The following is a 25,495-nucleotide window of genomic DNA, read 5'->3' on the forward strand; positions in this document are numbered from 1 at the left end:
CCGGCAGGTCAGCCGGCTTCCTCTGCGAAGCCGGCTGACCTCTGTGCCGGTCGTGCGAGACGGCGCCGGGCCGTCTCAGACGTTCCCGCTGCGGCACCGTGCTCCGCCACCCGCACGCAACCGTGACAGCTCGCCGGTGGACGCCTCGAACGTGAGAGTCAGCGGGGGGACACCGGCGCACGAGAGATCTGGTTCGGTGAGCTTGCGGATGACCGCCTTCCGCAGCAGCAGAGTGCCGTGCCGCATCTGATACCGGTCGTCACCCGGGCCGGCGAGTACGGCGAGCCCGCCGCCGGTCTGGTAGACCGTCGCGTCATCGTTGAGGATCTCGTCGAGGCGGCCGACGAGAAGACGCAGCACCTTCACGGCATGCTCGTCGTCGAGCCTCGCGAGTTCCGCCACGTGCACGGTCACCAAAGCCCAATGGCCCGCGCGGCCGGATGCCAGCACCCGGTGGAGGGCTCGCCCGTCCGGCAGGCCGATGTACCTGCCGCCCACAGGCTTCGGTGCGGTCCTCTTCGGGAACAGGACGTCCAGCAGGGAAGTCCCGGCTCTATCGAGTTCCAGCATCGGCTTCTCCACGTCTCTGGGGGTTCGACAGTGTGCGCCGCCGCGGATCGACGAGTCGATCCGTCGGATAAGCCCGCCGCGTCGCAGACCTCCCAGCCCCGGGTTTCCACCCCGCTGTGCTCCACTCCTGGCCACGCCTGTGTCCAGCGAGGCGGGGGGCCTGAGGTTCAGGGAGAACCGTCCTGCCGATGCGCCGCTCCGCAACAACATCGGGACACCGGATTGCCGGACCCGCCGACCGCCGGACGAATTCAGGACATGGCACACTCCGGCTTCACCCGCGACAGGCCTCTACCGGCGCCGCCCCCTCTCCCGGCACCGCCCCCTCTCCCGCCGCCGTCCCGCGACCACCGCCACTGACCACTCCATCCACCTGACGAGTCAAAACCGCCGCCCTTGACGTTGTAAGGCGTGGGCGGGACGCGGGTCAGGAGCGCAGGTCGGTGTCCTTGCTGGGCTGGACGCGCTTGGGCTCGCCGGGCATCTTCGGGTAGTTGGGCGGGTACGGCATGTCGCCCAGGCCGTGGTCCTTCTCGTCACGGTCGGCCATCTCCAGCAGCGGCTCCAGGGAGAAGGCGCGGTCGTCGATGGCCGCGTGCAGGTCGCCGACCTCGGCGAACCGGGCGGGCATCGTGGCGATCGTGAAGTCCTCGGGCGCCACGTCGGCCAGCTCGTCCCAGGTGACCGGCGCCGAGACCGGGGCGTGCGGCAGCGGCCGGACGCTGTAGGCCGAGGCGATGGTGCGGTCGCGGGCGTTCTGGTTGAAGTCGATGAAGATCTGCTCGCCCCGCTCCTCCTTCCACCACTTGGTGGTGACCAGGTCGGGGACGCGGCGTTCCACCTCGCGGCCGAACGCCAGCGCCGCCCGGCGGACGTCGGTGAACGTCCAGCGCGGCTCGATGCGCACGTAGATGTGCACGCCCGCCTTGCCGGAGGTCTTGACGAAGCCGGTGTAGCCGAGCTCGTCCAGCAGGTCGCGGGCCGGGCCCAGCGCCACCCGCACCGCGTCGGCGAACCCGGTGCCGGGCTGGGGGTCCAGGTCGATGCGCAGCTCGTCGGGATGGTCGACGTCGGCGCCGCGCACCGGCCAGGGGTGGAAGGTCAGCGTGCCCAGGTTGGCGGCCCAGGCGATCACGGCGACCTCGGTGGGGCACACCTCGTCGGCGGACCGGCCGCTGGGGAAGTCGATGCGCGCCGACTCCACCCAGTCGGGCGCCCCCTTGGGCAGCCGCTTCTGGTAGAACGCGTCGGCGCCGCGCGGGTTGTCGCGGGTGGCCAGCCGGGCCCCCTCGAACACCCCGCCGGGCCAGCGCTCCAGCGTGGTGGGCCGGTTGCGCGTGGCGCGCAGGATGCCCTCCCCGACGGAGACGAAGTACTCCACCAGCCGCCGCTTGGTGTAACCGGGCTGCGGGAAGTAGACCTTGTCGGGATTGGACACCTTGACGAGACGATCCCCCACCGGGATCTGGATGCTTGGCGCGGCCATGCTGGCACGCTAACCCACGCCACCGACAACCCCCAGGCCAGGCACCGCCTCACCCGGGCGAACGCGGCGTGTCACCCCATGCCGCGCCCGGGTACCGTCGAAGCATGGAGAAGATCCGCAAGAGCGACGAGGAATGGCGGGCGCAGCTGTCGCCGGAGGAGTACCACGTGCTCCGCGAGGGCAGGACGGAACGGCCGTTCACCGGGGAGTACACCGACACCAAGACGGTGGGCGTGTACCGCTGCCGCGCCTGCGGCACCGAACTGTTCCGCTCGGAGACCAAGTTCGAGTCCCACTGCGGCTGGCCGTCGTTCTTCGAGCCCGCCAAGTCGGAGGCGGTGACCCTGCTGGAGGACCGGTCCCTGGGCATGGTGCGCACCGAGGTGCGCTGCGCGACGTGCGACTCCCACCTCGGCCACGTCTTCCACGGCGAGGGCTACCCCACCCCGACCGACGACCGGTACTGCATCAACAGCATCAGCCTCACGCTCGAACCCGCCGAGTGATCTCCCGCCCCTGCCCGGCGGCCCGGGCGGGGGCACGCCGCCGCGTCCGGGCCGGGGTCAGCGGGTCTCGCCCACCTTGCAGTCGTCCTTGTCGTTCTGCTTGTTGGCCAGCACGACGCTGCCGTTGTCCTCGCTCTTGCCGTGGACGAACACGCGGGGCTCCTCGTCCCCGCCCTCCTCGAGGAACTCGGTGGTCCACTCGCACAGCGACACGGCGGGGTCGGAGTTCTCGTCGCCCTCCTCCAGGTCGGTGTAGACCCGCAGGAACTCGCCGCTGCGCCGGACGTCCTCGACATGCTTGGTGATCTTCTTGTCGGGGTCCTTGCGCTGCAGGTACGGCAGCGCGTCGGGCACCTCGTCGGGGTCGCCCGCCGACGCCGTGGCCGAGGCGCCGGCCGACGCGGACGCGCCGGGCGTCCTGGCGCGCGTCGCGCCGTGGGCGCCCGTCCCGCGCTCGGCGGCGACGGCGGCCCGGGGCGCCTCCTCGCCGCCGCCGGTGGCCGACATCACGACCACGGCCGCGACGCCCATCAGCGCCAGCGAGGCCGTCCCGGCCCCCGCCGCCCGCAGCTTGCGTCTGCCCGACTCCCCCAGCGCCTCCTTGACCATCCGGTCCCATCGGACGGCCAGCTCGGACGGTGGTTTGGCGTGCCTGCCACGGGCGTGCTTCGGGGGAGCCTTGGTCACGGGCCGCACTCTACAGGCACTTCGCCGAACGTTCCGTCCAGACGGGACAACGGGGGATCCTCCGGTCGTCGCCTCCGATCACGGCCGCGCCGCCCCGGGGCGCACGAGGATTACGGAAGGCCGGCGACCAGCTCGGTCAGCGGCTTGCGGCGGCCGGTGTAGAAGGGGACCTCCTCGCGGACGTGCAGCCGGGCCCTGGCGCCCCGCAGGTGCCGCATGAGGTCGACGATGCGGTGCAGCTCGTCGGCCTCGAACGCCAGGATCCACTCGTAGTCGCCAAGGGCGAACGAGGAGACGGTGTTGGCGCGCACGTCCGGGTAGCCGCGGGCCATCTGGCCGTGCTCGGCGAGCATGGCGCGGCGCTCCTCGTCCGGCAGCAGGTACCAGTCGTAGGAGCGGACGAACGGGTAGACGCACACGTACCCGCGCGGCTCCTCCTCGGCCAGGAACGCCGGGATGTGGCTCTTGTTGAACTCGGCGGGGCGGTGCAGCGCCATCACCGACCACACCGGCTCGCTGGCGCGGCCCAGCGCGGTGCGCCGGAACCGGGCGTAGACCTCCTGCAGGTCGTCGGAGCTGGGGGCGTGCCACCAGAACATGTAGTCGGCGTCGGCCCGCAGGCCCGCCACGTCGTACACCCCGCGGGTGGTCACGTCCTTCTGCGCGGCCTGGTCGAGCAGGTCCTGCACCTCGGCGGCGTGGCCCTCGGCGACCTCACCGGGGGTCCTCACCCGGAAGACCGACCACATCGTGTAGCGGATCACCTGGTTCAGGTCCCGCGCCTTGGGCCTGCTCGCCTTCTCCGTCGCTGCCATGACTCAATTCTCCCCGACTGTCGAGATGCTCCAGCACCCGGGTCGCCGCCGCGCGGGCGGTGGCGATGCAGGCCGGGATACCCAAACCGTCGTACGCGGCGCCCGCCACGGCCAGCCCCGGCTGACCTGCGACGGCGGCGCGGATCCGGGCCACCACGTCGGCGTGGCCCACGTTGTACTGGGGCAGCCCCCCGCCCCAGCGCGTCACGCGGCAGGCGATGGGCAGCTCGTCCAGCCCGCAGGTGACGGCCAGTTCGGTGACGGCCGCGGCCCGCAGGTCGTCGTCGGAGCGCTGGAGCGTGTGCTCCTCTCCGTACCGTCCTATGGAGCAGCGTACGGCGATCAGGTCCGGTGCGCTTTCGCGCAGGTGCGGCCATTTGACCGAGCTGAACGTGACGGCCTTCACCTCGCGGCCTTCGACCGCCGGGACGAGGTAGCCGCTGACGCGGGGCAGGCGCGGGAACGCGCTCACCGGGTAGACCAGCGTGACGATCGCCATGCTGGCGTAGTCGATGCGGGCCAGCTCCCGGGACGCGGCGGGCACCTCGTCGGCGAGCAGCCGGGCGGCCGGCGCCGCGGGCACGGCCACCACGACCGCGTCGGCGTCGAGGTACTCGGGCGAGCGCGCCGGGCCGACGGTGAGCCGCCACCCGGTGGGCGTGCGGCGCAGCCCGCGCACCATGGCCCCGGTGCGGACCGTCCCGCCCCCGGCGGTGATCGCGTCGGCCACCAGGTGCGGCAGGGAACCCAGCCCGCCGGCCAGGGCGGCGAACACCGGGCCCGGGTTGCCGGGCGCGGCCTGCCGGATGCCGCGGACGGCGGAGATCAGGGACCGGTGGCTGCGGGAGGCGACCGCGACCGACGCCATCGTCGCCTCGAACGACAGCTCCTCCACCCGCCCGGCGTACACGCCGCCCAGCAGCGGCTCGACGAGCCGGTCCACCACCTCGCGGCCGAGGCGGGCGCCGACGTAGTCGGCCACGGACACGTCGGAGGCGCCGCGCGGCGTGGCCGGGAGCACCAGGTCGAGCGGCACGCGGGCCAGCCCCATCGGGGACAGCACCTGCGCGCGGGCCAGCGCCGCCAGGTCCGACGGCACGCCCATGACCTGCCCGGACGGCAGGGGACGCAGCGCCCCGTGGCTGAAGATCGCCGACGAGGTCGTCCCCGGGTGCACCAGGTCGCCGGCCCGGCCGAGGTCGCGCACCAGCTCCAGGCCCTCGGGACGGCGCGCGAGCATGGCCTCGGCGCCCTCGTCCACGGGGATCCCGCCGACCTCGCTGACCCGCAGCTTGCCGCCGACGTCGGGCGAGCCCTCCAGGACCGTCACCCGCGCCCCGCCGCGCAGCAACTGCCGTGCGGCCGTCAGGCCCGCGATTCCGCCGCCGATCACGACGGCGTGCGGCCGCCCCCCGTTTGCCTCCCGCTCGGTCATGCCTCCACGATTCCAGATGGTCTCCGCGAACCGGCAGCAGGGTCGCCCCAGGGATCACCCTGGGACGCACCGTGAGTCAGGACGCGGACGCCTCGTGGACCAGGTCGGCCAGGCGCGCCAGCACGTCCGGGTCGGTGGAGGGCAGCACGCCGTGGCCCAGGTTGAACACGTGGCCCTCGGCGGTGCGGCCCCGGGCCAGCACGTCGCGGGCCCGCGCCTCGATGACGTCCCACGGCGCGAACAGCAGCGCCGGGTCGAGGTTGCCCTGCAGCGCCTTGCCCGGCTCGACGCGGTGGACGGCCTCGTCCAGCGGAACCCGCCAGTCGACGCCCACCACGTCGGCCCCGGCCTCGCCCATCAGCCCGAGCAGCTCGCCGGTGCCGACGCCGAAGTGGATGCGCGGCACGCCCAGGCCCTCCAGGGCCTGGAAGATGCGGCGGGTGTGCGGCAGCACCGAGGCCCGGTAGTCCTGCGGGCCGACCGCGCCCACCCAGGAGTCGAACAGCTGCACCGCGCTGGCCCCGGCCTCGACCTGCACCTTCAGGTAGTCGATGGTGATGTCGGCCAGCCGTCCCAGCAGGCGGTCCCACAGCTGCGGCTCGCCGTACATCATGGCCTTGGTGTGCTCGTGGTTCTTCGACGGGCCGCCCTCGATCAGGTACGAGGCCAGCGTGAACGGCCCGCCCGCGAACCCGATCAGCGGGGTGGCGCCCAGCTCGCCGACCAGGCCCCGCACCGCCTCGGTGACGAACGGCACGTCGTCCGGCGTCAGCCGGCGCAGCGCGTCCACGCCGGCGGGGCTGCGGATCGGGTCGGCGATCACCGGGCCGACGCCCGGCTTGAGGTCCAGGTCCACGCCGACCGCCCGGAGCGGGACGACGATGTCGCTGAAGAAGATCGCCGCGTCCACCGCGTACCGGCGCAGCGGCTGCAGGGTGATCTCGATGATCATGTCCGGCCGGGCGCACGCCTCCAGCATCGGCACGCCCTCGCGCACCCGCAGGTACTCGGGCAGCGACCGGCCCGCCTGGCGCATGAACCACACCGGCGTGTACGGCACGGGCTGGCGGCGGCAGGCCCTCAGGAAGGGGCTGTCCTGCAGCCCGGAAGGAGCGTCCTTGGATCCAACGGCGTCTACGACCACAGGTGAGATGCTCCCACGAACACCCCCGCCCGGACGCACCACCCCGTGCATCTCGCCTGCGGTCCGCCCGTTCTGAGCACTTTGGAAGATCGGGCACGATCAAGGACGTCGCCGTGGCGGCGCACGAAGTTCCGGACACGCCGAGCGAAGTCCCGCATTCTGTCACCGCCGCATGCGAACGTGATCCGTGTCATAGCCGAGGGAGGTCCCCTTGTACTGCTCCACCTGCGGTGACGACCGCCTCTTCGAGCAGCCGCCCTGCCGTGACGGGCACGGCGCGGACTGCCCCGAGAGGGTCTGCACCGAGTGCGGGGCCGCGGTCCTGATCGGCCTGCCGCCCGGATCCGACGGCGTCCCCGCCTCGTCGACGGTCCTTTCGACGGCCCAGTCCACCGCCCCGTCCGCCGCCGCGCGCGGCGGGTCGAGCAGCCCGGCCGCGGGCGGGTCCCCGGCCGCTCCCGGCTCCGCCCCCGGCGTATCCGCCACCGGCCGCGCCGCGTACCAGCGGGCCGTAGCCTGACGGCGCGCGCCCCCGAGACGAAACCTGTGCTGTGCCTCTGTCTCCGCCTCAACCCCCCGTCGCCGCGCCCGGCGCCGCGACGAGCCACCCGCACCGCGCGCCGGTGCGGGGCCGCCACCTCGGCGGTCCGATCATGACCGTCCCCGCGCCGTTCCGGCGGGCCCGCGACACGCTGCGGGCGATCCTGGAGGGCGAGCCGATCCGGCCCGAGCTCGACCTGGAGGACATGCCCGCGCCGCAGCGGCTGGCGCCCTACGCGGCGGCCCTGTCCGGCAGCGTCTACCGCGACGCCGGCACCGACGCCGAGACCGAGGTCGCCACGGGCCGCCTGATCGTGCTGTACGACCCCGAGGGCCGCGCCGGCTGGACCGGCGGCTTCCGCGTGGTCGCCTACATCCGCGCCGACCTGGAGCCCGAGATCGCCGCCGACGAGCTGATCGGCTCGGTGGCCTGGAGCTGGCTGCTGGAGGCACTGGAGCCCGCGGGGTACGCGGGCGTGTCCGGCACCGTCACCCGGGCGGTGTCGGAGAGCTTCGGCGACAAGCGCGGCGAGCCGTCCACGACCGAGCTGGAGCTGCGCGCCTCCTGGTCCCCGACCGGCGACGATCTCACCGGGCACGTGCTGGCGTGGTGCGAGGTGATGTGCACCACGGCGGGCCTGCCGCCGTCCGGTGTGAGCACGCTGCCGGATCGTCCCGGCGGATCCGGACACTGAGCGACGTACGGTAGGGGACGTGGGAAGCACAGCGTCCGAGACCGAAGCCGCCGACGAGGGCGCGGCGGGGGCGCAGTCCGCCGCGGTACCCGCCGCGGCGGCCGCCTCACAGCAGGAGTCCACCCTCGACCCGTCCACCGTTGAACGGCCGGCCGCCGGCACCGCCGAGCGGGCGGTGCACGCCGCCGGCACCGCGCCTCCCCCGGGCGCCGTACCGCTGCTGGAGCCCCGGGACGGCGTGCCCCCGGTGATCACCACCGCCTCCGGTTTGGAACGTGTCATCGACGCGTTCGCGGCCGGCACCGGCCCGGTCGCGGTGGACGCCGAGCGCGCGTCCGGCTACCGGTACGGCCAGCGCGCCTACCTGATCCAGCTGCGCCGCCGCGGCGCGGGCACCGCGCTGATCGACCCGGTGGCGCTGCCGGACCTGTCCGGGCTGGACGCCGCGCTGGACGGCGCCGAGATCGTGCTGCACGCCGCCACCCAGGACCTGCCCTGCCTGGGCGAGGTCGGCATCCGGCCGCACCGCCTGTTCGACACCGAGCTGGCCGGGCGGCTGCTGGGCTATCCGCGGGTGGGGCTCGGCTCGATGGTGGAGAACATCCTCGGCTTCACCCTGGAGAAGGGACACTCGGCGGCCGACTGGTCGACGCGTCCGCTGCCGGAGGACTGGCTGCGGTACGCGGCGCTGGACGTCGAGCTGCTGGTGGAGCTGCGCGACGCCCTGCACGAGAAGCTGCACGCGGCGGGCAAGCTGGAGTGGGCGCTGGAGGAGTTCGCGGCGATCCTGGCCACGCCGCCCAAGCCGCCGCGTCCCGACCCGTGGCGCCGCACGTCCGGCATCCACCGCGTGCGCAACCGGCGGGCCCTGGCGGTGGTGCGCGAGGTGTGGAACGCCCGCGACCGCATCGCCCGGGAACGCGACCTGTCGCCGGGACGCGTGCTGCAGGACTCGGCGATCATCGAGCTGGCGCAGCAGCTGCCCAAGAGCCCGGCGGACCTGCAGGCGCTGCCGACGATGCGGGGCCGCGGCGCCCGCCGCCACCAGACGGCGTGGCTGCGCGCGGTGTCGCGGGCGCGGGCCCTGCCCGACCGGGCGCTGCCGGAGGCCAACGTCCCCGGCGACGGCCCGCCGCCGGCGCACCGCTGGGCCGAGCGCGACCCGGAGGCCGCCAAGCGGCTGACCGCCGCCCGCGCGGTGGTGGCGGCGCTGGCCGACGAGCACACCATGCCGACCGAGAACCTGGTCCAGCCGGACTACGTGCGGCGGCTGGCGTGGTCGCCGCCCGCCGAGCCGACCCCCGAGGCGATCGGCGCGGCGCTGCGCGAGCTGGGCGCCCGCGGATGGCAGGTGAAGCTGGTGGCCAAGCCGCTGGCCAAGGCGTTCCAGCGGCTGGAGGCCAAGGGCGAGCTGTAGCCGGCGCCGGACGCGCGAAGGCGCCCGCGAGGCCGGTGCGGCCTGGCGGGCGCCTGCGTCTCGGCGGGTCAGAAGCCGGTCTTGCCGCCCATGGCCAGGGCGAGCTTGCGGTACGGCGCGGCCTCGGCGGAGCGGCTCTGCCGCTCCAGCGTCCGGGCCATCGCCTCGTGCGCCCAGGCGTCGTCCGGCGCCAGCTCCAGCAGCCGCCGGAACGCCTGCTCGGCCCGTCCCAGCTGGGCGGAGTGGAAGTAGGAACGCGCCAGCAGCTCGACCACGGCCCGGTTGCCGGGCTGCTCCTCGGCCAGCGGCTCCAGGATCCGGGCCGCCGCGGCCGGGTCGCGCAGGTCGAAGTACATGCGGGCCCGCTCGTAGGTCTCGTACTGCCCGAACCAGTCCATGGCGACGTCAACGGCGCGCCGCCCGCCGCTATTCCGGGGGCCGTCGCGGGCGCGGCGCCGTCGCGGACGGAGGGCGACGCGGGGCTGAACGCGCGGGCTACAGGTCGGGCAGCGGGTCGCGCGGGAGGTTGTCGCGGTCGAAGACCTCGGCGTCGGCGGCGTTGATGACGGGCACGTACTCGTCGTCCACCTCGAACCAGGCGCCCCCGAACTCGAACGCGGCACCCGCGCCGGTCTCCACCGGGCCGATGCGGGTGCCGCGCGGGTAGCTTCCCCAGACGCTCCTCAGCTTGCCCCGCCCGGTGGCGCCGGTGCTGATGACCGTGATCTGGTCGTCGGTGACGACGAAGAAGAACCCGGTGCCGCCGCCGGCCGTCAGCGCCGGGAATATGTACCGGATGTCCGTGTCGAGGCCGAGGAACTCCCGGCAGCGGTCGCGGACCGGACGGGGCACGGGCATGGCGGCGCAACACCTCCGGGGGGCGATCATCGGCTCGTCCCCATGATGCACCGGTCCCTCAGACCGTGGCCAGGGCCGCGGTCGGCGAGAGCCGCGCCGCCCGCGTCGCCGGGTACAGCCCGGCCGCCGTGCCGATCGCCAGGGTCGCGATGACCGCCCCGGCGGGCGCCCACAGCGGCACGACCGGCGGCCATCCCCGGTACAGGGCGAACCCCACGGTCACCGCCGCGCCCAGCACCGCCCCGGCCGCGCCGCCGAACGCCGACAGCAGCAGCGACTCGGCCAGGAACTGCAGGCGCACCTGCCCGCGGGTGGCGCCCAGCGACCGGCGCAGCCCGATCTCCCGGCGCCGCTCCAGCACCGAGATCACCATCGTGTTGGCGACGCCGACCCCGCCGACCAGCAGCGCCACCGCGCCGAGGCCGAGCAGCAGCCCGGTGAACGCGCCCGAGGCGGCGGCCCTGGCCGCCAGCGCGTCGGAGGGCCGGCTCACCTGCACCTCCTCCGGGTTCTCCGGGTTGACGGTGCGGGCCAGGACGGCGCGCACGTCCTCCACCGCCGCGTCCGCCGACCGTTCGTAGATCGTCGTCGGGTGGCCGTCGAAGCCCAGGTACCGTTCGGCCGCGTCCCACCCGACCAGCGCGGACCGGTCGATCTCGGGCGCCAGCTCGGCGGAGTCCAGGACGCCCAGGACGGTGAACCAGCGGCCGCCGATCCACACCTGGACGCCGACGCGGTCGACGCCGAGCCGCCTGGCCGCCTCAGCGCCCAGCACCACGCCGGGGTAGCGCCCGGTGCCCGCGTTCAGCCACGTGCCCGTGCGCACGCCGATCCGCAGGGTGCGGGGCAGTTCGGCGGACGCGGCGCGCACCGCGATGCCGCCGGTGATCTCGTCGGGGATGCGGTCGGTGCGCCGCACCGACGCGTCGACGGTGCCGGTCGCGGCGACCGACGTGACCGGGCCGATCCGCGCCACCATCGCCGACGCCGACCGCGGCAGCCGGGCCCGCTCGCCGAACAGCGTGTCGCCGGGCTGGACGGTCAGCAGGTCGGTGCCGAGCCGGTCGAGCCGGCGCAGCAGGTCCTCCCGGCCGGAGGAGGAGATGCCGAGCACCGCGACCATCGTGGCGATGCCGATCGCGATGCCCAGCGCCGACAGCAGCACCCGGGTCCGCCGCGAGCGGAGCCCGGCCAGCCCGACCCGCACCACGTCCGGCCCGCTCAGCCGCGCCGCCACCAGCCGGTCCGGCGCGGCGGTGTCCCCCGCCCGCCTCATCGGGCGGTCACCTCCTCCGCCCGCTCGTCGGCGACGACCGTCCCGTCGCGCATCCCGACCCGCCGGGGGGTCCACGCCGCGACGTCCCGGTCATGGGTGATGATCACGACGGTGGTCCCGGCGTCGTGCAGGGCGCCCAGCAGGCGCAGCACCTCGCCGCCCGCCGCCGTGTCCAGGTTGCCGGTGGGCTCGTCGGCCAGCAGCAGGTCGGGCTCCCCGACGACGGCGCGCGCCACCGCGACCCGCTGCCGCTCGCCGCCCGACAGCTGGTGCGGCCGGTGGCCGGCGCGTGCGCCGAGCCCGACGCGTTCCAGCGCCTCGGCGGCGCGTCTCCTGCGCTCGCGCAGCGGGACGCCGCTGTAGAGCAGCCCGTCGGCGACGTTGTCCAGGGCGCTCACCCCGTCCGCCAGGTGGAACGACTGGAACACGAACCCGATGTGCCGCGCACGCAGCGCCGACAGCTGCCGGTCGTCCAGCTCGGCGACCTCGTGCCCGGCGATCCGCACGCGCCCGCCGGTGGGCCGGTCCAGTGTGCCGATCATGTGCAGCAGCGTGGACTTGCCCGATCCCGACGGCCCGACGATGGCGGTCAGCTCGCCCCGGTCGATCGCCAGGTCGACCCCGCGCAGCGCCGTGACACCGCCCGGGTACCGCTTGGTGACCCCCTCCAGCTCCACGACCCTCATGTCACGGGCACCCCGACCTTCACGCCCTCCCGGAGCCCGGCCCCGGTGACCTCCACCCGACCGCCGCCGAAGGCTCCGGTCCGGACGGGCACGATCCGCCGCGCCGTGCCCTCGACGACCTCCACGCCGAAGCCGCCCTCGCGCAGCGCCAGCAGCGCCTCGACCGGCACCGACAGCACGTTCGCGCGCCGCTCGCTCTCCAGTTCCACCGTCACCGGCGCCCTGTCGAGCCCTCCGGTGCGGGCGTTCCCGTCCAGGGTGATCTCCACGTCGACGGTGGTCTTCGGGTCCTGCTGGGTGCCGGACTGCCCGGCGACGGAGCCGACGTGCGACACCGTGCCCTTGGCGCGGTGCCCGCCGGGCAGCTCGACCGTGACGCGGGCGCCCTTCTTCGCCAGGTCCTGCTTGCCGGCGTCCAGGTCGACGTGGACGATCCGGCGCGTCCCGGTGACGGTCAGCGCGGGCTGCCCCGGGCTCGTCCGCGCGCCCTTGGGCGCCTTGACCTCCTTGACGCGGACGGCTCCCGGCAGGAACACCACCTGCGACGGGTCCACCCGGCCGGTCTCCGGCAGGCCCCGGTCGTCCTGCCACCGCCGGACCGCCTCCGCCGTGGCGGAGGTGAACTCCTCGTCCACGGTGACGTCGTAGCCGAGGGCGTCGAGGTTGCGTTCGAGCTGCCGGACGTCCGCGCCCTCGGCTCCCACCGACAGCGTCCGGTACATCGGCAGATTCCCGTACATCAGTGTCACGGGCCGGTCGTCGACGCGCAGCAGGCTTCTGCCGCGGCCGATCGACCGCCCCTCCTCCGGCGCGGCCGTGACGACCCCGGACGCCCCCGTCCGCACGGTCTCCTCGCCCGCGAACGTGAGGGTGCCGTCCACCTCCTCGGTGTCCACGAGGTCTCCCCGGGTGACCTGCGCGGTGCCGAGGGCGGCGGCGCCCTGGGCCTGCGCACTGCCGTCGCCGCCGCCGAGGGCCAGCGCGGCGGCGCCGCCCGCGGCGACGGTCGCCGCCACCGCACCGGCGACGATCTTCTTGGCGTTCACCGGCCCGTCCCCGGCAGCAGGTGGCGGCACGCCTCACGCGCCTTGTCCATCTTCTGGCGGTCGATCCCCTTGGACGGCATGCGGAACGTCCCGTCGGGGTCGGGATCGGGGATGTCGACGCCCTGCTGCCGCATGCACTGCGCGTACCTGGTGTACCGGTCGCGCACCTCGGGGTCTTTCAGGTCGGGCATCTTGCCGCCGGCCACCAGGTACGGCCGGCACTTCTCCATGGCGTCCTGGAGCTTGTCCCGGTCGGCGCCCTTGCCGCCGATCCGCATCGTCTGCGGGTCGCCGTCCTTGGGGTCCGGCACGTCGACGCCGTTGGCCCGCATGCACTGGGCGAACTTGAGCATCGCGTCCTCGGGGCTCAGCGACCGCGACGGCGACGCCGACGCCTTCGCCGCCGCTCCCCCGGCGCTGGCCACCCCGCTCCCGCCGTCCCGGCTCCCGCACGCCGCCGCCCCGGCCAGCACCGCGAGCGCGGCGATCCACACTCGGCCTCTCATCACGATGACCTCCCCGCCGGGAACCCACGCCCCGGCGAGGAGTCATCCCAGCCGCCCCGGGGTTAAACCCGCATTAGCCGCCGACGACCTGGGGGCCGGTGGGCGTCCAGTGGACGAGGACGGGCTCGTGGGCGGTCTGGGCACCGGTGGACGGGTCGATGGCGAAGGCCCCGAACATGGTGGTGGTGCGCAAGCGCGTGGCGACGGCCCATACCGATCGGCGGGCCGGGCTTCCGGCGGCGCGGAGGCAGTGCGCGGCGATCACCGCCGCGGCGTACGCCTGCGCCGCGGGGTAGTCGGGCTGGATGCCCGTGCGTCGCCGGAAGGCGGCGATGAAGGCGGTCTCTTCCAGGCCGAGTTCCGGTTCGTGCGCGCGTCCCGGAAACCACTGCCCCACCCCGTAGATCCCTCGGGGATCGTCGGTGGCGTCGCCGAACTCGCGGACGCCCGCCGCCACCGCGCACAACGTTCCCGGTGGGTTGGGCAGCGCTTGGGCGGTGGTCACCGTCCGCACGTCCTCCTCGAAGGAGGCGGCGCACAGCAGGTTCCATCGGACCGTTTCGTCCGGCTCCGGGAGCCCGCCGACGCGGGCGACGTCGATGTCCAGGGCGCGTGCCGCGGCTTCGGCGCCGTTCGCGACCTGCCTGCCGAATCCGCCCTTCCCGTGGACGACGTAGAGCCGGGCGGATTCCCGGACCGCCGCCAGATGCCGCAGGAACGGGTCGGCGTACCGGCTCGTGGGGGTCGGCACCGAGACGACATGGCCGGGATGGGCCGTCTCGACATCGTCGCCGGAGCCGCCGTGGTTCCACACCAGCCGGTCGAGGTCGGCGGCGATGTCGCCCGCGGCCCGCATGAGGTCGGTCGAATAGGGGCCCAGCAGCACGTCGCACCGGCCGGCGAGCCCGCGGAAGGCCGCCCGGAACCGGTGCCGGTCGCTGTGGTCGTCCTCGATCAGGACGTCGGCGTTCTCGTCGGCCGCGCGCCACACGTCCAGGGCGGCCGCGGCCTGGCGGCCGAACCTGGCGTACCCGCCCGTCAACGACAGGCAGGCGCCGACGCGCAAGCGGGCCATGGCCACCCCATGCCCGCCCGCGCCGTCGCGATTCGCCCGGGGCGGCTCAGCCGGTCCAGCGCTCGCCGGTCAGGCGTTCGTAGACCTCGACGTAGCGGGCGCGGGTCGCGTCGACGATCTCCTGGGGGATCTCCGGGCCGGGGGGCGTGCGGTCCCAGTCGAGCGTGCTGCTCCAGTCGCGGACGAACTGCTTGTCCAGGGAGTGCTGCGCGCGGCCGGGCCGCCACTCGTCGGCGGGCCAGAAGCGGGAGGAGTCGGGGGTGAGCACCTCGTCGGCGAGGACGAGGGTGCCGTCGGGGGCGCGGCCGAACTCCAGCTTGGTGTCGGCGATGACGATGCCCCGCCCGGCGGCCAGCTCCGCGCCGCGCCGGTAGACCTCCAGGGTGGTCTCCCGCAGCCGCGCGGCGGTGTCGGCGCCGATCTCCGCCACCACGTCGGCGTAGGTGATGAACTCGTCGTGCCCCTCGGTGGCCTTGGTGGTCGGGGTGAAGATCGGCTCGGGCAGCTTCGACGCCTCGACCAGGCCGGACGGCAGCGCCACCCCCGAGACGGTGCCGCTCTTCTCGTACTCCTTCAGGCCGAGGCCCGCCAGGTAGCCGCGCGCGATCCACTCCACCGGCAGCATGGTCAGGCGGCGGCAGCGGATCGCCCGGCCCCGCCACTCGTCCGGCACGTCCGTGGCCGAGATGACGTGGTTGGGGACGACGTCGGCGAGCCGCTCGAACCACCACAGCGACAGCCGGGTGAGGATCTTGCCCTTGTCGGGGATCGGGGTGGGCAGCACCACGTCGTAGACGCTCACCCGGTCGGAGGCGACCAGGATCAGGTCGTCGCCGTCGGCGTAGACGTCCCGGACCTTGCCGGAGTGGATCAGTTCCATGGTGTTCCTCAGCCCTCGCGTGTCCATCGGCCGGCCGGCGGCCACGACCGCAATGTACTCGCCGTGCCCGGTCGCCTCCCGTCCGGGGACCACCCTGCGGCTTACCGCGGTTTAACGCCCCGGCGGCCATGCTCGGGGCATGCGGGTGTTGGTCGTGGAGGACGAGCGGTTGCTGGCCGACACGATCGCCGAGGGGCTGCGGGAGCAGGCGCTGGCGGTCGACGTGGCCTATGACGGGGACGCCGCGCTGGAGCGCGCCTCCCACACCGCCTACGACGTGGTCGTGCTGGACCGGGATCTGCCCGTCGTGCACGGCGACGAGGTGTGCCGGATGCTGGTGGACCGGTCCTACGGGGGGCGGATCCTGATGCTGACCGCCGCCGGGGACGTCGGGCAGCGGGTGGACGGGCTGGCGCTCGGCGCCGACGACTACCTGCCCAAGCCGTTCGTGTTCGAGGAGCTGCTGGCGCGGGTGCGGGCGCTGTCGCGCCGGGCGGTGCGGCCCGTGCCGCCGGTGCTGGAGCGGGCGGGCATCCGGCTGGACCCGTACCGCCACGAGGTGACCCGGGACGGGCGGCCGCTGCGGCTCACCAAGAAGGAGTTCACGGTGCTGGAGGAGCTGCTGCGGGCGGAGGGCGGCGTGGTCAGCGCCGAGCGGCTGCTGGAACGGGCATGGGACGAGAACATCGACCCGTTCAGCAACATCGTCCGCGTCACCATGGCGACGTTGCGCCGCAAGCTGGGCGATCCCCCGGTCATCCAGACCGTCACGGGATCGGGGTACCGGATATGAACCGGATGCGGCTCAGCGTCCGGGCCCGGCTGACGCTGGTGTACGGGGCGTTGTTCATGGTGACGGCCGGGACGCTGGTCGCCGTCACGTACTGGCTGACGGCGCGGGCCATCGACGCCCGGTTCACCACCGCGTCCGGCACCGGCTCGGCCACGCTGACGCAGATCCCCAAGTCCGCGCTGGGCGGGCGGGTGGAGGAGCTCATGGAGCTGCGGGCGGCGGCCGAGCGGCAGCTGGCCGAGCAGAAGCGCGAGGTGCTGGCGCAGCTGCTGCAGAGCTGCCTGCTCACGCTGCTGGTGGTGGGCGTGCTGGCCGTCGTGATCGGGTACATCGTGGCGGGCCGGATGCTGCGGCCGCTGCACACCGTGACGGCGACCGCGCGGCGGCTGTCGGAGAGCACCCTGCACGAGCGGATCGCGCTGGACGGCCCGCGCGACGAGATCAAGGACCTGGCCGACACGTTCGACCACATGCTGGACCGGCTGCACCGGGCCTTCGACGCCCAGCGCAGGTTCGTGGCCAACGCCTCGCACGAGCTGCGCACCCCGCTGACGATCAACCGGACGGTGCTGGAGGTGGCGCTGGCCAGCGCGAAGAACCCGCCGGAGACCAAGGCGCTGGCGGACGTGCTGCTGGGCAACACCGCGCGGCACGAACGGCTGATCGAGGGGCTGCTGCTGCTGGCGCGCAGCGAGCGCGAGCTGAACACCCGTACCGAGACGCCGCTGCCGGACGTGGCGCGCAGCGCCGTGGCGCAGCTCGACCGGCAGGCCGCCGACGGCGAGCTGACCGTGGAGGTGGACGCCCGGCCCGCGACGGTGGTGGGCGACCCGGTGCTGCTGGAGCGGTGCGCGGTCAACCTGGTGGAGAACGCGGTGAAGTACAACGTGCCCGGCGGGCGGGTGTGGGTGTCGACCGGGGAGGAGAACGGCGCGGCGGTGCTGCGGGTGGCCAACACGGGCCGGACGGTGCCGTCGTACGAGGTCGGGGCGATCTTCGAGCCGTTCCGGCGGCTGCGCGGCGACCGGGTGGGGTCCGCCGAGGGCGCGGGGCTGGGGCTGTCGATCGTCGCGGCGGTGGTGCGGGCGCACGGCGGGGTGATCGAGACGCTGCCGCGTCCCGACGGCGGGCTGGCCATCACGGTGCGGCTGCCCGCCGTGCCCGCGGCCGTCCCGGCGGGTCGCTGACGCCGCGCGGCGGCATGCCGTCAGTGGTTACTGACGAGTAGGATGGGCATGGTTACCCGCGAGTAGCCGGGGCCGCTCCCGGCCCGGCGCCGTGATCATCCGAGGGAGGACGACCGTGCCCCGTACCGCACGCGACGTCGTGTTCGTCGACGGCGTACGCACGCCGTTCGGCAAGGCGGGCCCCAAGGGCCTGTACGCCGAGACCCGCGCGGACGACCTGGTCGTCCGCGCCATCCGCGAGCTGATGCGCCGCAACCCGTCGCTGCCGCCCGAGCGGGTGGACGAGGTGGCGATCGCGGCGACCACCCAGATCGGCGACCAGGGCCTGACGATCGGCCGGTCCGCCGCCGTGCTGGCCGGGCTGCCCAAGAGCGTGCCCGGATACGCGATCGACCGCATGTGCGCGGGCGCGATGACCGCCGTCACCACGACCGGCGCCGGCATCGCGTTCGGCGCCTACGACGTGGCGATCGCGGGCGGCGTCGAGCACATGGGCCGCCACCCCATGGGCGAGGGCGTCGACCCCAACCCGCGGTTCCTCGCCGAACGGCTGGTCGACCCGTCGGCGCTGGTCATGGGCTCGACGGCGGAGAACCTGCACGACCGGTTCCCCGAGATCACCAAGGAGCGGGCCGACGCGTACGCGGTGCGCAGCCAGGAGAAGGTCGCCGCCGCCTACGCCGCCGGGAAGATCCAGCCGGACCTGGTGCCGACCGCCGTCCGCTCGGCCGACAAGGGCTGGGGCCTGGCCACCGAGGACGAGCCGCCCCGCCCCGGCACCACCATGGAGGGGCTGGCCGCGCTGAAGACGCCCTTCCGGGTGGCGGGCCGGGTGACGGCGGGCAACGCCGCCGGGCTCAACGACGGCGCGACCGCCTGCCTGCTGGCCGCCGAGGACGCCGCGCGCGAGCTCGGCCTCACGCCGCGCATGCGGCTGGTGGACTACGCCTTCGCCGGGGTGGAGCCGGAGGTCATGGGCGTCGGCCCGGTCCCGGCCACCGAGAAGCTGCTCGCCCGCAATGCGCTGACCATGGACGACATCGGCCTCATCGAGATCAACGAGGCGTTCGCCGTGCAGGTGCTGGCGTTCCTGGACCACTTCAAGATCGCCGACGACGACCCGCGGGTGAACCCGTGGGGCGGCGCCATCGCCCTCGGCCACCCGCTGGCCTCCTCCGGCGTGCGGCTGATGAACCAGCTGTCGCGGCTGTTCGAGGAGCGCACCGACGTCCGCTACGGCCTGACCACGATGTGCGTCGGCATGGGCATGGGCGGCACCGTCCTGTGGGAGAACGCGAACTGGGAGGGCGCCAAGTGAGCGCGGACATCACCAACCTCTTCGAGGGCGAGGTGGTCACCCACGCCCGCGTCCGCGACGTGACGCTGCCGTACGGGGCGGGCACCCTGGCACTGATCACCCTGGACAACGGGCACGACCACACCAAGCCCAACACCTTCGGCCCGGCCGGGCTGACCGAGCTGAACGCCGCGATCGACCAGGTGGCCGGCCGCGACGACATCGTCGCCGTCGGCGTCACCGGCAAGCCGTTCATCTTCGCGGTCGGCGCCGACCTCAAGGGCGTGCCGCTGATCAGGACCCGCGAGGACGCCCTGGCCATCGGGAAGCTGGGCCACGACGTGTTCCGGCGCCTCGGCGAGCTGCGCGTGCCGACGTTCGCCTACGTCAACGGCGCGGCCATGGGCGGCGGCGTGGAGATGGCGCTGCACTGCACCTACCGCACGATCTCCTCCTCGGTCCCGGCGCTGTCGCTGCCGGAGGCGTTCCTCGGCCTGGTGCCGGGGTGGGGCGGCACGTACCTGCTGCCCAACCTGATCGGCGCCGAGAAGGCCCTCAAGGTCGTCATCGACCATCCGCTCGCGCAGAACCGGCAGCTCAAGGGCCCGCAGGCGTACGAGCTGGGCATCGCCGACGCGATGTTCGAGGCGGCCGACTTCCTGGAGGAGTCGCTGGCCTGGACCGCCCGCGTCCTCAACGGCGACATCACCGTCGAGCGCGCGCCCGTCGACAAGGGCAAGGCGTGGGACGACGCCGTGGCCATGGCCCGCTGGAACGTCGACGGCAAGCTGCACGGCGCCGCGCCGTCCTACGTGCACGCGCTCGACCTGGTGGCCGCCGCCAAGGACCGCCCCCGCGACGAGGGCTTCGCCGCCGAGGACGAGGCGCTGGCCGACCTCATCATGAGCGACGAGCTGCGCGCCGGGCTGTACGCGTTCGACCTCACCCAGAAGCGCGCCAAGCGCCCCGCCGGGGCGCCCGACAAGAGCCTGGCGCGTCCCGTCACCAAGGTCGGCGTGGTCGGCGCGGGCCTGATGGCGAGCCAGCTGGCGCTGCTGTTCGCCCGCCGCCTGGAGGTCCCGGTCGTGCTGACCGACCTGGACCAGGAGCGGCTGGACAAGGGCGTCGGCCACGCCCACGGCGAGATCGACAAGCTGCTGGCCAAGGGCCGGGTGTCGGCCGACAAGGCGTCGCGGCTCAAGGCGCTGATCACCGGGTCGCTGTCCAAGGACGCGTTCGCGGGCGCCGACTTCGTGATCGAGGCCGTCTTCGAGGAGATGTCGGTCAAGCAGAAGGTGTTCGCCGAGGTCGAGGCCGTGGTCTCGGACGAGTGCGTGCTGGCCACCAACACCTCCTCGCTGTCGGTGACCGAGATGGCGGCCAGGCTGCGGCGTCCCGAGCGGGTCGTGGGCTTCCACTTCTTCAACCCGGTCGCGGTGCTGCCGCTGCTGGAGATCGTCCGCGGGGAGAAGACCGACGACGCGGCCCTGGCCACCGCGTTCGCCGTCGGCAGGCAGCTGAAGAAGTCGTGCGTGCTGGTCAAGGACGCCCCGGCGTTCGTGGTCAACCGGATCCTGGTGCGGCTGCTCGCCGAGATCGTCAAGGCGGTCGACGAGGGGACGCCGATCGAGACGGCCGAGCGCGCCGCGGCCCCGCTGGGCCTGCCGATGCCGCCGTTCGTGCTGATGGGCCTGGTCGGACCGGCCATCGCGCTGCACGTCAACGAGACGCTGCACGCGGCGTTCCCGGACCGCTTCCCGCTGTCGGACAACCTGGCCAAGATGGTCGCGGCGGGCAAGACCGGCGTGTACCGGCCCGACTTCACCCTCGACCCCGAGGTGGTGGAGATCTTCTCCGGGGGCGACGCGCCGTCCACCGAGGAGCAGGTGCTGGCGCGGGCACTGCGGGCCCTGGCCGAGGAGATCCGGATCATGCTGGACGAGGGCGTGGTCGCCGCGCCGCAGGACATCGACCTGTGCATGATCCTCGGCGCGGGCTGGCCGTTCCACCTGGGCGGCATCACCCCGTACCTGGACCGCACCGGCGTGTCGGAGGAGGTGACCGGCGCCCACTTCCTGGAGCCGGGCGTCGCCTCCCTCCCCCGCTGACCGCGTCCACACGCGCGGGGAGGCGCCCCCAGGCCGGGGCGCCTCCCCGCCCGGCACGTCCCGCCCTGACCTGACCGACACGTGACCCTGGTCACTGTGTCTTTTCAGGCGAGGCATGGGCACAATGGCCCGCATGACTCCTGGTGCGCGCGTCGCCGTCGTCGGCTCGGGGCCCGCGGGCCTGTACGCCGCGGAAGCGCTGGTCAAGCAGGCCGACGGGGACGTCCAGGTGGACGTCTTCGACCGGCTGCCGACCCCGTACGGGCTGGTCCGCTACGGCGTCGCGCCCGACCACAAGTCCATCAAGTCGATCGCCCGCTACCTGCAGCGCGTGCTGGAGCACCCGGCCGTGCGGTTCTTCGGCTGCGTGGAGCTCGGCCGCGACCTGACCCGCGCCGACCTGCTGGAGTGCTACGACGCCGTCGTCTACTCCACCGGCGCCATGGTCGACCGGCACCTGGGCGTGCCCGGCGAGGCCCTGCCCGGCAGCGTCGCCGCCACCGACTTCGTCAACTGGTACTGCGGCCATCCCGACGCCGCCGACCACGGCTTCGACCTGTCGGTCGAGGAGGTCGCGGTCATCGGCGTGGGCAACGTGGCCGTCGACGTGGTGCGGATCCTGGCCAAGACCGTCGACGAGCTGCGCGAGACCGACATCCCCGAGCACGTGCTGGAGGCGCTGGCCGCCAGCCGGGTCCGCCGCATCCACATGATCGGGCGGCGCGGGCCGGCGCAGGCCAAGTTCACCACCAAGGAGCTGCGCGAGCTGGGCGAGCTGCCGCACGCCGGGATCCACGTCAGCCCCGAGGACATGCGGCTCGACCCCGCCGATGCCGCGCTGGCCGAGTCCGACCGGCACGTGCGCGGCAACGTCGCGGTGCTGAACGGCTGGACGGGCGAACCGCCCGGCGACCGGCCGCGCCGCATCGACGTGCGGTTCTGGCGGGCGCCCCGCGAGATCGTCGGCACCGGCCGGGTCGAGGCGCTGCGGCTGGAGCGCACCCGGCTCGGCGACGACGGCCGCGTCACCGGGACCGGCGAGTACGAGACGCTGCCGGTCGGCATGGTGCTGCGCTCGGTCGGCTACCAGAGCGTCCCGCTGGACGGCGTGCCGTTCGACGAGCGCGCCTACGTGGTGCCGAACCGGGGCGGGCGCGTCCTCGGCCCGGACGGCTCCCCGGTCCCCCGCGAGTACGTGGCGGGGTGGATCAAGCGCGGCCCGACCGGCGTGGTCGGCACCAACAAGTCCGACGCCGCCGAGACCGTCCGGCATCTGCTGGCCGACCTCGACGAGGGCCGCGAACCCCCGGTCCGCAAGATCGAGGAACTGCTCGCCGAGCGCGACCTGCCGGTGGTCACCTACGCCGACTGGCTCAACCTGGACGCCGCCGAGATCGCCCTGGCCCGGTCGCTGAACCGCGGCGAACGCGTCAAGCTGGCCCGCTGGGACGCCATGCGCGCCGCCTGCCGCCCGTCCTGAGCCGGCCGCCCACGCGACACGCGACACGGGACGACCGTGCCGGGCACGCGGCCGGCGCGGCCGTCCCGCCCCCGGCGAAACGCGCGGCGTCCTCGGCCGCCCGTGTGGGAACCGCGGCCGGATGTGGAAAACCGCGCACGAAACCCGTGACGGCGCCGTGACGTCGGCGCTACGGTGCGCCTGTGACCGGCGGTCCAGAACTGTACGGATTCCCCCCGCCCGCCACGCTGCCCGACCTGAGGTGGCTCGGCCCGGACTACGTCTCCGTGCTCGTGCACGACCTGATCCGGGGCCTCATGCGGCAGGACGCGGGGACACGCGTGATGGGCGTCCGCTGTGACGGCGGACCCGAACTCAAGGCCGCGGTCGACCCCGCCGGGGTCATCCGCGCGCACGACGCCTGCTTCCCCCTCCAGGTGTTCCTGCAGGACGGCACGGGACGACCGTGGCGGCTGCGCGGGCGGTGGACCTATTGCGGCCGCGGCCTCGGCACCCCCGGCGCCTCCGTCACCCACTCCTGGCGGCTGCTGTCCGCCGACGGCGTCTGAGCCGGCGAGGTCGCGGATCGGCGGAGCACGGTCCGGCCGGCCGCGGGATCAGGGCAGGAGCCCGGTCGACACGCGGCCGGTCGACACGCGGGAATCCGTCGTGGTGGTGACGGAGATCGTCCGGCCTTGGACGCCCGTCCGGCAGTTCACGGTGGTGTTCGTCCGGGGCTCGGGCCGGTCGGTCTCCAGCAGACTGCCGAGGTCGCGGCCGTAATGCCTCCAGTCGAAGTCCCGCCAGCCCGGGTCCGTCCAGTCGTCGCCCCAGTCCCCGCCCGACGGGGCGCGGAGCGACAGCGGCGGGCCCGCGTTCCGCTCCGGGGCCGAGGCGGGGGTCAGGGTGGCCAGGAACGTGGCGGGGCCGGCGGGCGCCGGGCCGGAGTCCGCGCGGCGGGCCGGCGCGGGCCGGACGTCCATCTCGAAGGACGGGGCGACGCCGTCCACGGTGCACGGCTGGGCCGTACCACCGGTGACGTCACCGGTGACGTCACCGGCGACCTGCAGGCCGCCGTCCGGCACCGCGTAGGCCGCCCGCCCTCGTCCGACCACCCCGGTGTTGACCAGCGAGATCCGTGCGCTCCGCCGGACCGTGATCGCCCTGGTGACACGGGCGTTGCGGGTGCTCAGCCGCAGGTCGCGCAGCTCGATGCGCAGCTGGTCCACGGCCCCCGGCGCGGCCGTGCGCCTGAGCCCGGCGGCGGATCCGAGGCCGTCGAGCAGGCCGCCGAGGACGCCGGGAAGATCGATCGGCGGCTTCGCGAACGGCGCGCCCTGGGGGTGCTGCCTGGGCGAGGCCGCGCTGGACACCCCGCCGGCCCCGGCGCCGACGTGGAAGAACGAGGAGACCGGCGCCCCGCCCGTGTAGGCGATCATGGCGTTGCGTCCGTTGACCCTGGTGCTCCTGGTGATCGTCGGCAGCACGGACCCCCTGCCGTACGGCCGGGTCAGCGTGTAGGTGCAGCCGGGAGACAGGGAGATGTGGCCGCCCGCGCGGATCGCGCGCACCAGCGCCGCCGTGTCCCCCTTCCCGCCGCGGCACCCGACCGGCGCCGCCGTGGCCGCCGCCGCGGGGGGCACCGCGCCCGCGACCGCCAGTCCCGCCGCCAGGACGGGAACGGCCATCCGTACCGTGCCGGCCGACCGGCCGGCGCCTGTTGTCCGCATGCTCATGTCCAGCCCTCTCTGTCGCGTCGGGGCTCATGATCAGCCCAGTTGATTACTCACCGCACTTGATCAATTACAAACCGGCCGACCGAAGATGCCGATCATGAACCGGACGTCATGGGACATGGACGCCATCGCGAACCCATGACGACAAAAAGCGGTTATTACCTACGCTCCGTGTTGCGGTGACTTCGTGGGGTAATTGGGGTGGTGAAGGTACGCAACGGATCGTCACCTGGCGGTCCAGCGGCGAATACCGAGCCGCGGCGCGGCGCACCCGCAACGCGGCGAAGGGGGAGAGTTCTCATGAACACGCTGCAACGCATCACCATCCTTGGCGTCGCGACCGCCGCCGCGGCGACGCTCGCGCCGTCCGCCGCCATGGCGGACGGCGGCGGCTTCGGCGGCGGCTTCGGCGGCGGCTTCGGTCACGGCGGTCACAATCGCGGCACCATCTTCGTGAAGAAGAAGGAGATCGCGAGCGTCAAGGGGGTCGCCGTCAGCCGGGTCGTGGCCGGGTTCGGCCGCCGCCACCACCGCGGCTTCGGCGGCGGCGGCTTCGGCGGCGGCTTCGGCGGCGGCTTCGGCGGGGCCGGCTTCGGCCCGGGCTTCGGCGGCGGCTTCGGCGGCTTCGACGGCTTCAGGGGCCGCCGCGACCGCGAGGCCTTCTTCAAGAAGGAGAAGAAGTTCGCCGGCCCGAAGGGCGTCGCCAAGTTCAAGGAATTCGCCAGGGTCGACTGACGACTGGGAGTCATCGGCTGACAACCGCGCGTTGTCCCGGGGTTCACATCCCCGCAGTGGTCCCGTCCGCTCCCGCGCGGGCGGGGCCACTGCCTCGTTCAGGGCCCTCCCCGCCCATCCGCTAGATCGAAAGCGAGTCGTCCATGATGTCAATGCCGATCCGCATCGCCGTCACCACGGGCGCCGTTCTCGGTGCGCTCATGGGCGCGCCGGCCCTCGCGCACGCCGACGCGAAGTTCACGGTCGTCTCCCAGAAGGCCGACAGGCACGGGGCGTTCCTGCACATCCGCCTGTCGCTGGTCGACGAGGAACGGCGGCGCGTCGTCTTCAAGGACATCTTCCTGAAGGCCGGCCCGAAGGGAGTCGTCAAGCGAGAGATCATCAGCGCGGCCGACTGATGACCGCGTCCTCACCGCGCGTCCGGCGGGCACCGCCTCGGCACGTCTCCGGCCAGCGCTCATGCAGACACGCACCGGGACCGCGCTTCGCATGACGGAGCGCGGCCCCGGGCATGCGCATGCCCGGGGCCGGATGCGACGGCCGCTTCCGGCGTGGCGT

General features: G+C 73.9%; 27 protein-coding genes. 12 read left to right on the forward strand and 15 right to left on the reverse strand.

The window, feature by feature from the left end; genetic code table 11:
* Positions 1–75 precede the first annotated feature (75 nt).
* Positions 76–582: a hypothetical protein gene (locus tag ABZ801_RS18990; protein ID WP_360699238.1), complete on the reverse strand. Its 507-nt coding sequence runs from the start codon at positions 580–582 to the stop codon at positions 76–78.
* A gap of 415 nt (positions 583–997) precedes the next feature.
* Positions 998–2,056, reverse strand: a complete 1,059-nt coding sequence (locus ABZ801_RS18995; RefSeq protein WP_344956250.1) for a DNA polymerase domain-containing protein — start codon at positions 2,054–2,056, stop codon at positions 998–1,000.
* A 104-nt stretch (positions 2,057–2,160) separates the two neighbouring features.
* Between ABZ801_RS18995 and msrB the strand changes: the two genes are divergently transcribed.
* Positions 2,161–2,562 carry a peptide-methionine (R)-S-oxide reductase MsrB gene (gene msrB / locus ABZ801_RS19000; protein WP_360699240.1) on the forward strand — a complete coding sequence of 134 codons (402 nt, stop codon included), beginning with the start codon at positions 2,161–2,163 and terminating at the stop codon, positions 2,560–2,562.
* Between the two features lie 57 nt (positions 2,563–2,619).
* On the opposite strand, the gene ABZ801_RS19005 is transcribed toward msrB, so the two are convergent.
* From ABZ801_RS19005 to hemE, 4 genes are all read right to left on the reverse strand, one after another.
* Positions 2,620–3,249 carry a hypothetical protein gene (locus ABZ801_RS19005; RefSeq protein ID WP_360699242.1) on the reverse strand — a complete coding sequence of 210 codons (630 nt, stop codon included), beginning with the start codon at positions 3,247–3,249 and terminating at the stop codon, positions 2,620–2,622.
* A gap of 110 nt (positions 3,250–3,359) precedes the next feature.
* On the reverse strand, positions 3,360–4,064 hold the full coding sequence (hemQ, locus tag ABZ801_RS19010) for a hydrogen peroxide-dependent heme synthase (protein ID WP_360699244.1): 705 nt from the start codon (positions 4,062–4,064) through the stop codon (positions 3,360–3,362).
* A complete protein-coding gene (gene hemG / locus ABZ801_RS19015) occupies positions 3,964–5,499 on the reverse strand; it encodes a protoporphyrinogen oxidase (RefSeq protein ID WP_360699246.1) in 1,536 nt (511 codons plus the stop codon). The genes hemQ and hemG overlap by 101 nt, the downstream gene beginning before the upstream one ends.
* Positions 5,500–5,575: 76 nt before the next feature.
* Positions 5,576–6,601 carry a uroporphyrinogen decarboxylase gene (gene hemE / locus ABZ801_RS19020; protein ID WP_344956462.1) on the reverse strand — a complete coding sequence of 342 codons (1,026 nt, stop codon included), beginning with the start codon at positions 6,599–6,601 and terminating at the stop codon, positions 5,576–5,578.
* A 253-nt stretch (positions 6,602–6,854) separates the two neighbouring features.
* On the opposite strand from hemE, the gene ABZ801_RS19025 reads away from it, so the two are divergent.
* From ABZ801_RS19025 to ABZ801_RS19035, 3 genes are all read left to right on the forward strand, one after another.
* Positions 6,855–7,163 carry a hypothetical protein gene (locus ABZ801_RS19025; RefSeq protein WP_360699248.1) on the forward strand — a complete coding sequence of 103 codons (309 nt, stop codon included), beginning with the start codon at positions 6,855–6,857 and terminating at the stop codon, positions 7,161–7,163.
* A gap of 133 nt (positions 7,164–7,296) precedes the next feature.
* On the forward strand, positions 7,297–7,878 hold the full coding sequence (locus ABZ801_RS19030; protein WP_344956239.1) for a DUF3000 domain-containing protein: 582 nt from the start codon (positions 7,297–7,299) through the stop codon (positions 7,876–7,878).
* Positions 7,879–8,053: 175 nt separating this feature from the next.
* The gene (locus tag ABZ801_RS19035) at positions 8,054–9,295 is read left to right on the forward strand and encodes a ribonuclease D (RefSeq protein ID WP_344956460.1); all 1,242 of its coding nucleotides are present in this window, start codon (positions 8,054–8,056) and stop codon (positions 9,293–9,295) included.
* Between the two features lie 68 nt (positions 9,296–9,363).
* Here the strand turns inward: ABZ801_RS19035 and ABZ801_RS19040 are convergent, their stop codons facing one another.
* From ABZ801_RS19040 to ABZ801_RS19075, 8 genes are all read right to left on the reverse strand, one after another.
* Positions 9,364–9,693 (reverse strand): tetratricopeptide repeat protein, encoded by a 330-nt coding sequence (locus ABZ801_RS19040; protein WP_360699250.1) that lies wholly within the window; start codon positions 9,691–9,693, stop codon positions 9,364–9,366.
* Between the two features lie 97 nt (positions 9,694–9,790).
* A complete protein-coding gene (locus tag ABZ801_RS19045) occupies positions 9,791–10,153 on the reverse strand; it encodes a hypothetical protein (protein ID WP_344956236.1) in 363 nt (120 codons plus the stop codon).
* Between the two features lie 58 nt (positions 10,154–10,211).
* Positions 10,212–11,429: an ABC transporter permease gene (locus ABZ801_RS19050; RefSeq protein WP_360699253.1), complete on the reverse strand. Its 1,218-nt coding sequence runs from the start codon at positions 11,427–11,429 to the stop codon at positions 10,212–10,214.
* Entirely contained in the window at positions 11,426–12,115 is a 690-nt protein-coding gene (locus ABZ801_RS19055; RefSeq protein ID WP_360699255.1) for an ABC transporter ATP-binding protein, read from the reverse strand. Before ABZ801_RS19055 ends, ABZ801_RS19050 begins: the two co-directional genes overlap by 4 nt.
* Positions 12,112–13,161: a peptidoglycan-binding protein gene (locus ABZ801_RS19060; RefSeq protein ID WP_360699257.1), complete on the reverse strand. Its 1,050-nt coding sequence runs from the start codon at positions 13,159–13,161 to the stop codon at positions 12,112–12,114. Before ABZ801_RS19060 ends, ABZ801_RS19055 begins: the two co-directional genes overlap by 4 nt.
* The gene (locus ABZ801_RS19065) at positions 13,158–13,667 is read right to left on the reverse strand and encodes a hypothetical protein (RefSeq protein ID WP_344956228.1); all 510 of its coding nucleotides are present in this window, start codon (positions 13,665–13,667) and stop codon (positions 13,158–13,160) included. The genes ABZ801_RS19060 and ABZ801_RS19065 overlap by 4 nt, the downstream gene beginning before the upstream one ends.
* 73 nt (positions 13,668–13,740) lie before the next feature.
* Positions 13,741–14,742: an ABC transporter substrate-binding protein gene (locus tag ABZ801_RS19070; RefSeq protein WP_360699259.1), complete on the reverse strand. Its 1,002-nt coding sequence runs from the start codon at positions 14,740–14,742 to the stop codon at positions 13,741–13,743.
* 46 nt (positions 14,743–14,788) lie between these two features.
* Positions 14,789–15,622, reverse strand: a complete 834-nt coding sequence (locus ABZ801_RS19075; protein ID WP_344956186.1) for a phosphoribosylaminoimidazolesuccinocarboxamide synthase — start codon at positions 15,620–15,622, stop codon at positions 14,789–14,791.
* 139 nt (positions 15,623–15,761) lie between these two features.
* Here ABZ801_RS19075 and ABZ801_RS19080 point away from each other — a divergent pair, with 139 nt between their 5' ends.
* The 6 genes from ABZ801_RS19080 to ABZ801_RS19105 all read left to right on the forward strand — a co-directional run bounded on the left by ABZ801_RS19080 (position 15,762) and on the right by ABZ801_RS19105 (position 23,035).
* A complete protein-coding gene (locus ABZ801_RS19080) occupies positions 15,762–16,415 on the forward strand; it encodes a response regulator transcription factor (protein ID WP_344956184.1) in 654 nt (217 codons plus the stop codon).
* Positions 16,416–16,420: 5 nt separating this feature from the next.
* A complete protein-coding gene (locus tag ABZ801_RS19085) occupies positions 16,421–17,602 on the forward strand; it encodes a HAMP domain-containing sensor histidine kinase (protein WP_360699261.1) in 1,182 nt (393 codons plus the stop codon).
* A 115-nt stretch (positions 17,603–17,717) separates the two neighbouring features.
* Positions 17,718–18,920, forward strand: a complete 1,203-nt coding sequence (locus ABZ801_RS19090; RefSeq protein ID WP_344956180.1) for a thiolase family protein — start codon at positions 17,718–17,720, stop codon at positions 18,918–18,920.
* On the forward strand, positions 18,917–21,007 hold the full coding sequence (locus ABZ801_RS19095) for a 3-hydroxyacyl-CoA dehydrogenase NAD-binding domain-containing protein (RefSeq protein ID WP_360699263.1): 2,091 nt from the start codon (positions 18,917–18,919) through the stop codon (positions 21,005–21,007). Before ABZ801_RS19090 ends, ABZ801_RS19095 begins: the two co-directional genes overlap by 4 nt.
* A gap of 133 nt (positions 21,008–21,140) precedes the next feature.
* Complete coding sequence (locus ABZ801_RS19100; protein ID WP_360699265.1) at positions 21,141–22,487, forward strand: FAD-dependent oxidoreductase; 1,347 nt, start codon at positions 21,141–21,143, stop codon at positions 22,485–22,487.
* A gap of 182 nt (positions 22,488–22,669) precedes the next feature.
* A complete protein-coding gene (locus ABZ801_RS19105; RefSeq protein ID WP_344956174.1) occupies positions 22,670–23,035 on the forward strand; it encodes a hypothetical protein in 366 nt (121 codons plus the stop codon).
* 48 nt (positions 23,036–23,083) lie between these two features.
* Here ABZ801_RS19105 and ABZ801_RS19110 read toward each other — a convergent pair whose 3' ends face one another.
* The gene (locus tag ABZ801_RS19110; protein ID WP_360699267.1) at positions 23,084–24,154 is read right to left on the reverse strand and encodes a hypothetical protein; all 1,071 of its coding nucleotides are present in this window, start codon (positions 24,152–24,154) and stop codon (positions 23,084–23,086) included.
* Between the two features lie 348 nt (positions 24,155–24,502).
* Here ABZ801_RS19110 and ABZ801_RS19115 point away from each other — a divergent pair, with 348 nt between their 5' ends.
* Positions 24,503–24,937, forward strand: a complete 435-nt coding sequence (locus ABZ801_RS19115) for a hypothetical protein (RefSeq protein WP_360699269.1) — start codon at positions 24,503–24,505, stop codon at positions 24,935–24,937.
* Between the two features lie 152 nt (positions 24,938–25,089).
* Positions 25,090–25,335, forward strand: coding sequence for a hypothetical protein (locus ABZ801_RS19120; RefSeq protein ID WP_360699271.1), 246 nt, complete (start codon positions 25,090–25,092; stop codon positions 25,333–25,335).
* Positions 25,336–25,495: the final 160 nt, after the last annotated feature.

Source organism: Actinomadura sp. NPDC047616, assembly GCF_040642915.1.
GTDB lineage: Bacteria > Actinomycetota > Actinomycetes > Streptosporangiales > Streptosporangiaceae > Spirillospora > Spirillospora miaoliensis.

Bases quoted from the DNA above. Each gene is read 5' to 3' on its own strand.
- ABZ801_RS18995 (WP_344956250.1), bottom strand. From the start codon at position 2,056: ATGGCCGCGCCAAGCATCCAGATCCCGGTGGGGGATCGTCTCGTCAAG.
- msrB (WP_360699240.1), top strand. From the start codon at position 2,161: ATGGAGAAGATCCGCAAGAGCGACGAGGAATGGCGGGCGCAGCTGTCG.
- hemQ (WP_360699244.1), bottom strand. From the start codon at position 4,064: ATGGCAGCGACGGAGAAGGCGAGCAGGCCCAAGGCGCGGGACCTGAAC.
- hemG (WP_360699246.1), bottom strand. From the start codon at position 5,499: ATGACCGAGCGGGAGGCAAACGGGGGGCGGCCGCACGCCGTCGTGATC.
- ABZ801_RS19030 (WP_344956239.1), top strand. From the start codon at position 7,297: ATGACCGTCCCCGCGCCGTTCCGGCGGGCCCGCGACACGCTGCGGGCG.
- ABZ801_RS19040 (WP_360699250.1), bottom strand. From the start codon at position 9,693: ATGGACTGGTTCGGGCAGTACGAGACCTACGAGCGGGCCCGCATGTAC.
- ABZ801_RS19045 (WP_344956236.1), bottom strand. From the start codon at position 10,153: ATGCCCGTGCCCCGTCCGGTCCGCGACCGCTGCCGGGAGTTCCTCGGC.
- ABZ801_RS19050 (WP_360699253.1), bottom strand. From the start codon at position 11,429: ATGAGGCGGGCGGGGGACACCGCCGCGCCGGACCGGCTGGTGGCGGCG.
- ABZ801_RS19055 (WP_360699255.1), bottom strand. From the start codon at position 12,115: ATGAGGGTCGTGGAGCTGGAGGGGGTCACCAAGCGGTACCCGGGCGGT.
- ABZ801_RS19065 (WP_344956228.1), bottom strand. From the start codon at position 13,667: ATGAGAGGCCGAGTGTGGATCGCCGCGCTCGCGGTGCTGGCCGGGGCG.
- ABZ801_RS19070 (WP_360699259.1), bottom strand. From the start codon at position 14,742: ATGGCCCGCTTGCGCGTCGGCGCCTGCCTGTCGTTGACGGGCGGGTAC.
- ABZ801_RS19075 (WP_344956186.1), bottom strand. From the start codon at position 15,622: ATGGAACTGATCCACTCCGGCAAGGTCCGGGACGTCTACGCCGACGGC.
- ABZ801_RS19080 (WP_344956184.1), top strand. From the start codon at position 15,762: ATGCGGGTGTTGGTCGTGGAGGACGAGCGGTTGCTGGCCGACACGATC.
- ABZ801_RS19085 (WP_360699261.1), top strand. From the start codon at position 16,421: ATGCGGCTCAGCGTCCGGGCCCGGCTGACGCTGGTGTACGGGGCGTTG.
- ABZ801_RS19100 (WP_360699265.1), top strand. From the start codon at position 21,141: ATGACTCCTGGTGCGCGCGTCGCCGTCGTCGGCTCGGGGCCCGCGGGC.
- ABZ801_RS19110 (WP_360699267.1), bottom strand. From the start codon at position 24,154: ATGGCCGTTCCCGTCCTGGCGGCGGGACTGGCGGTCGCGGGCGCGGTG.
- ABZ801_RS19115 (WP_360699269.1), top strand. From the start codon at position 24,503: ATGAACACGCTGCAACGCATCACCATCCTTGGCGTCGCGACCGCCGCC.
- ABZ801_RS19120 (WP_360699271.1), top strand. From the start codon at position 25,090: ATGCCGATCCGCATCGCCGTCACCACGGGCGCCGTTCTCGGTGCGCTC.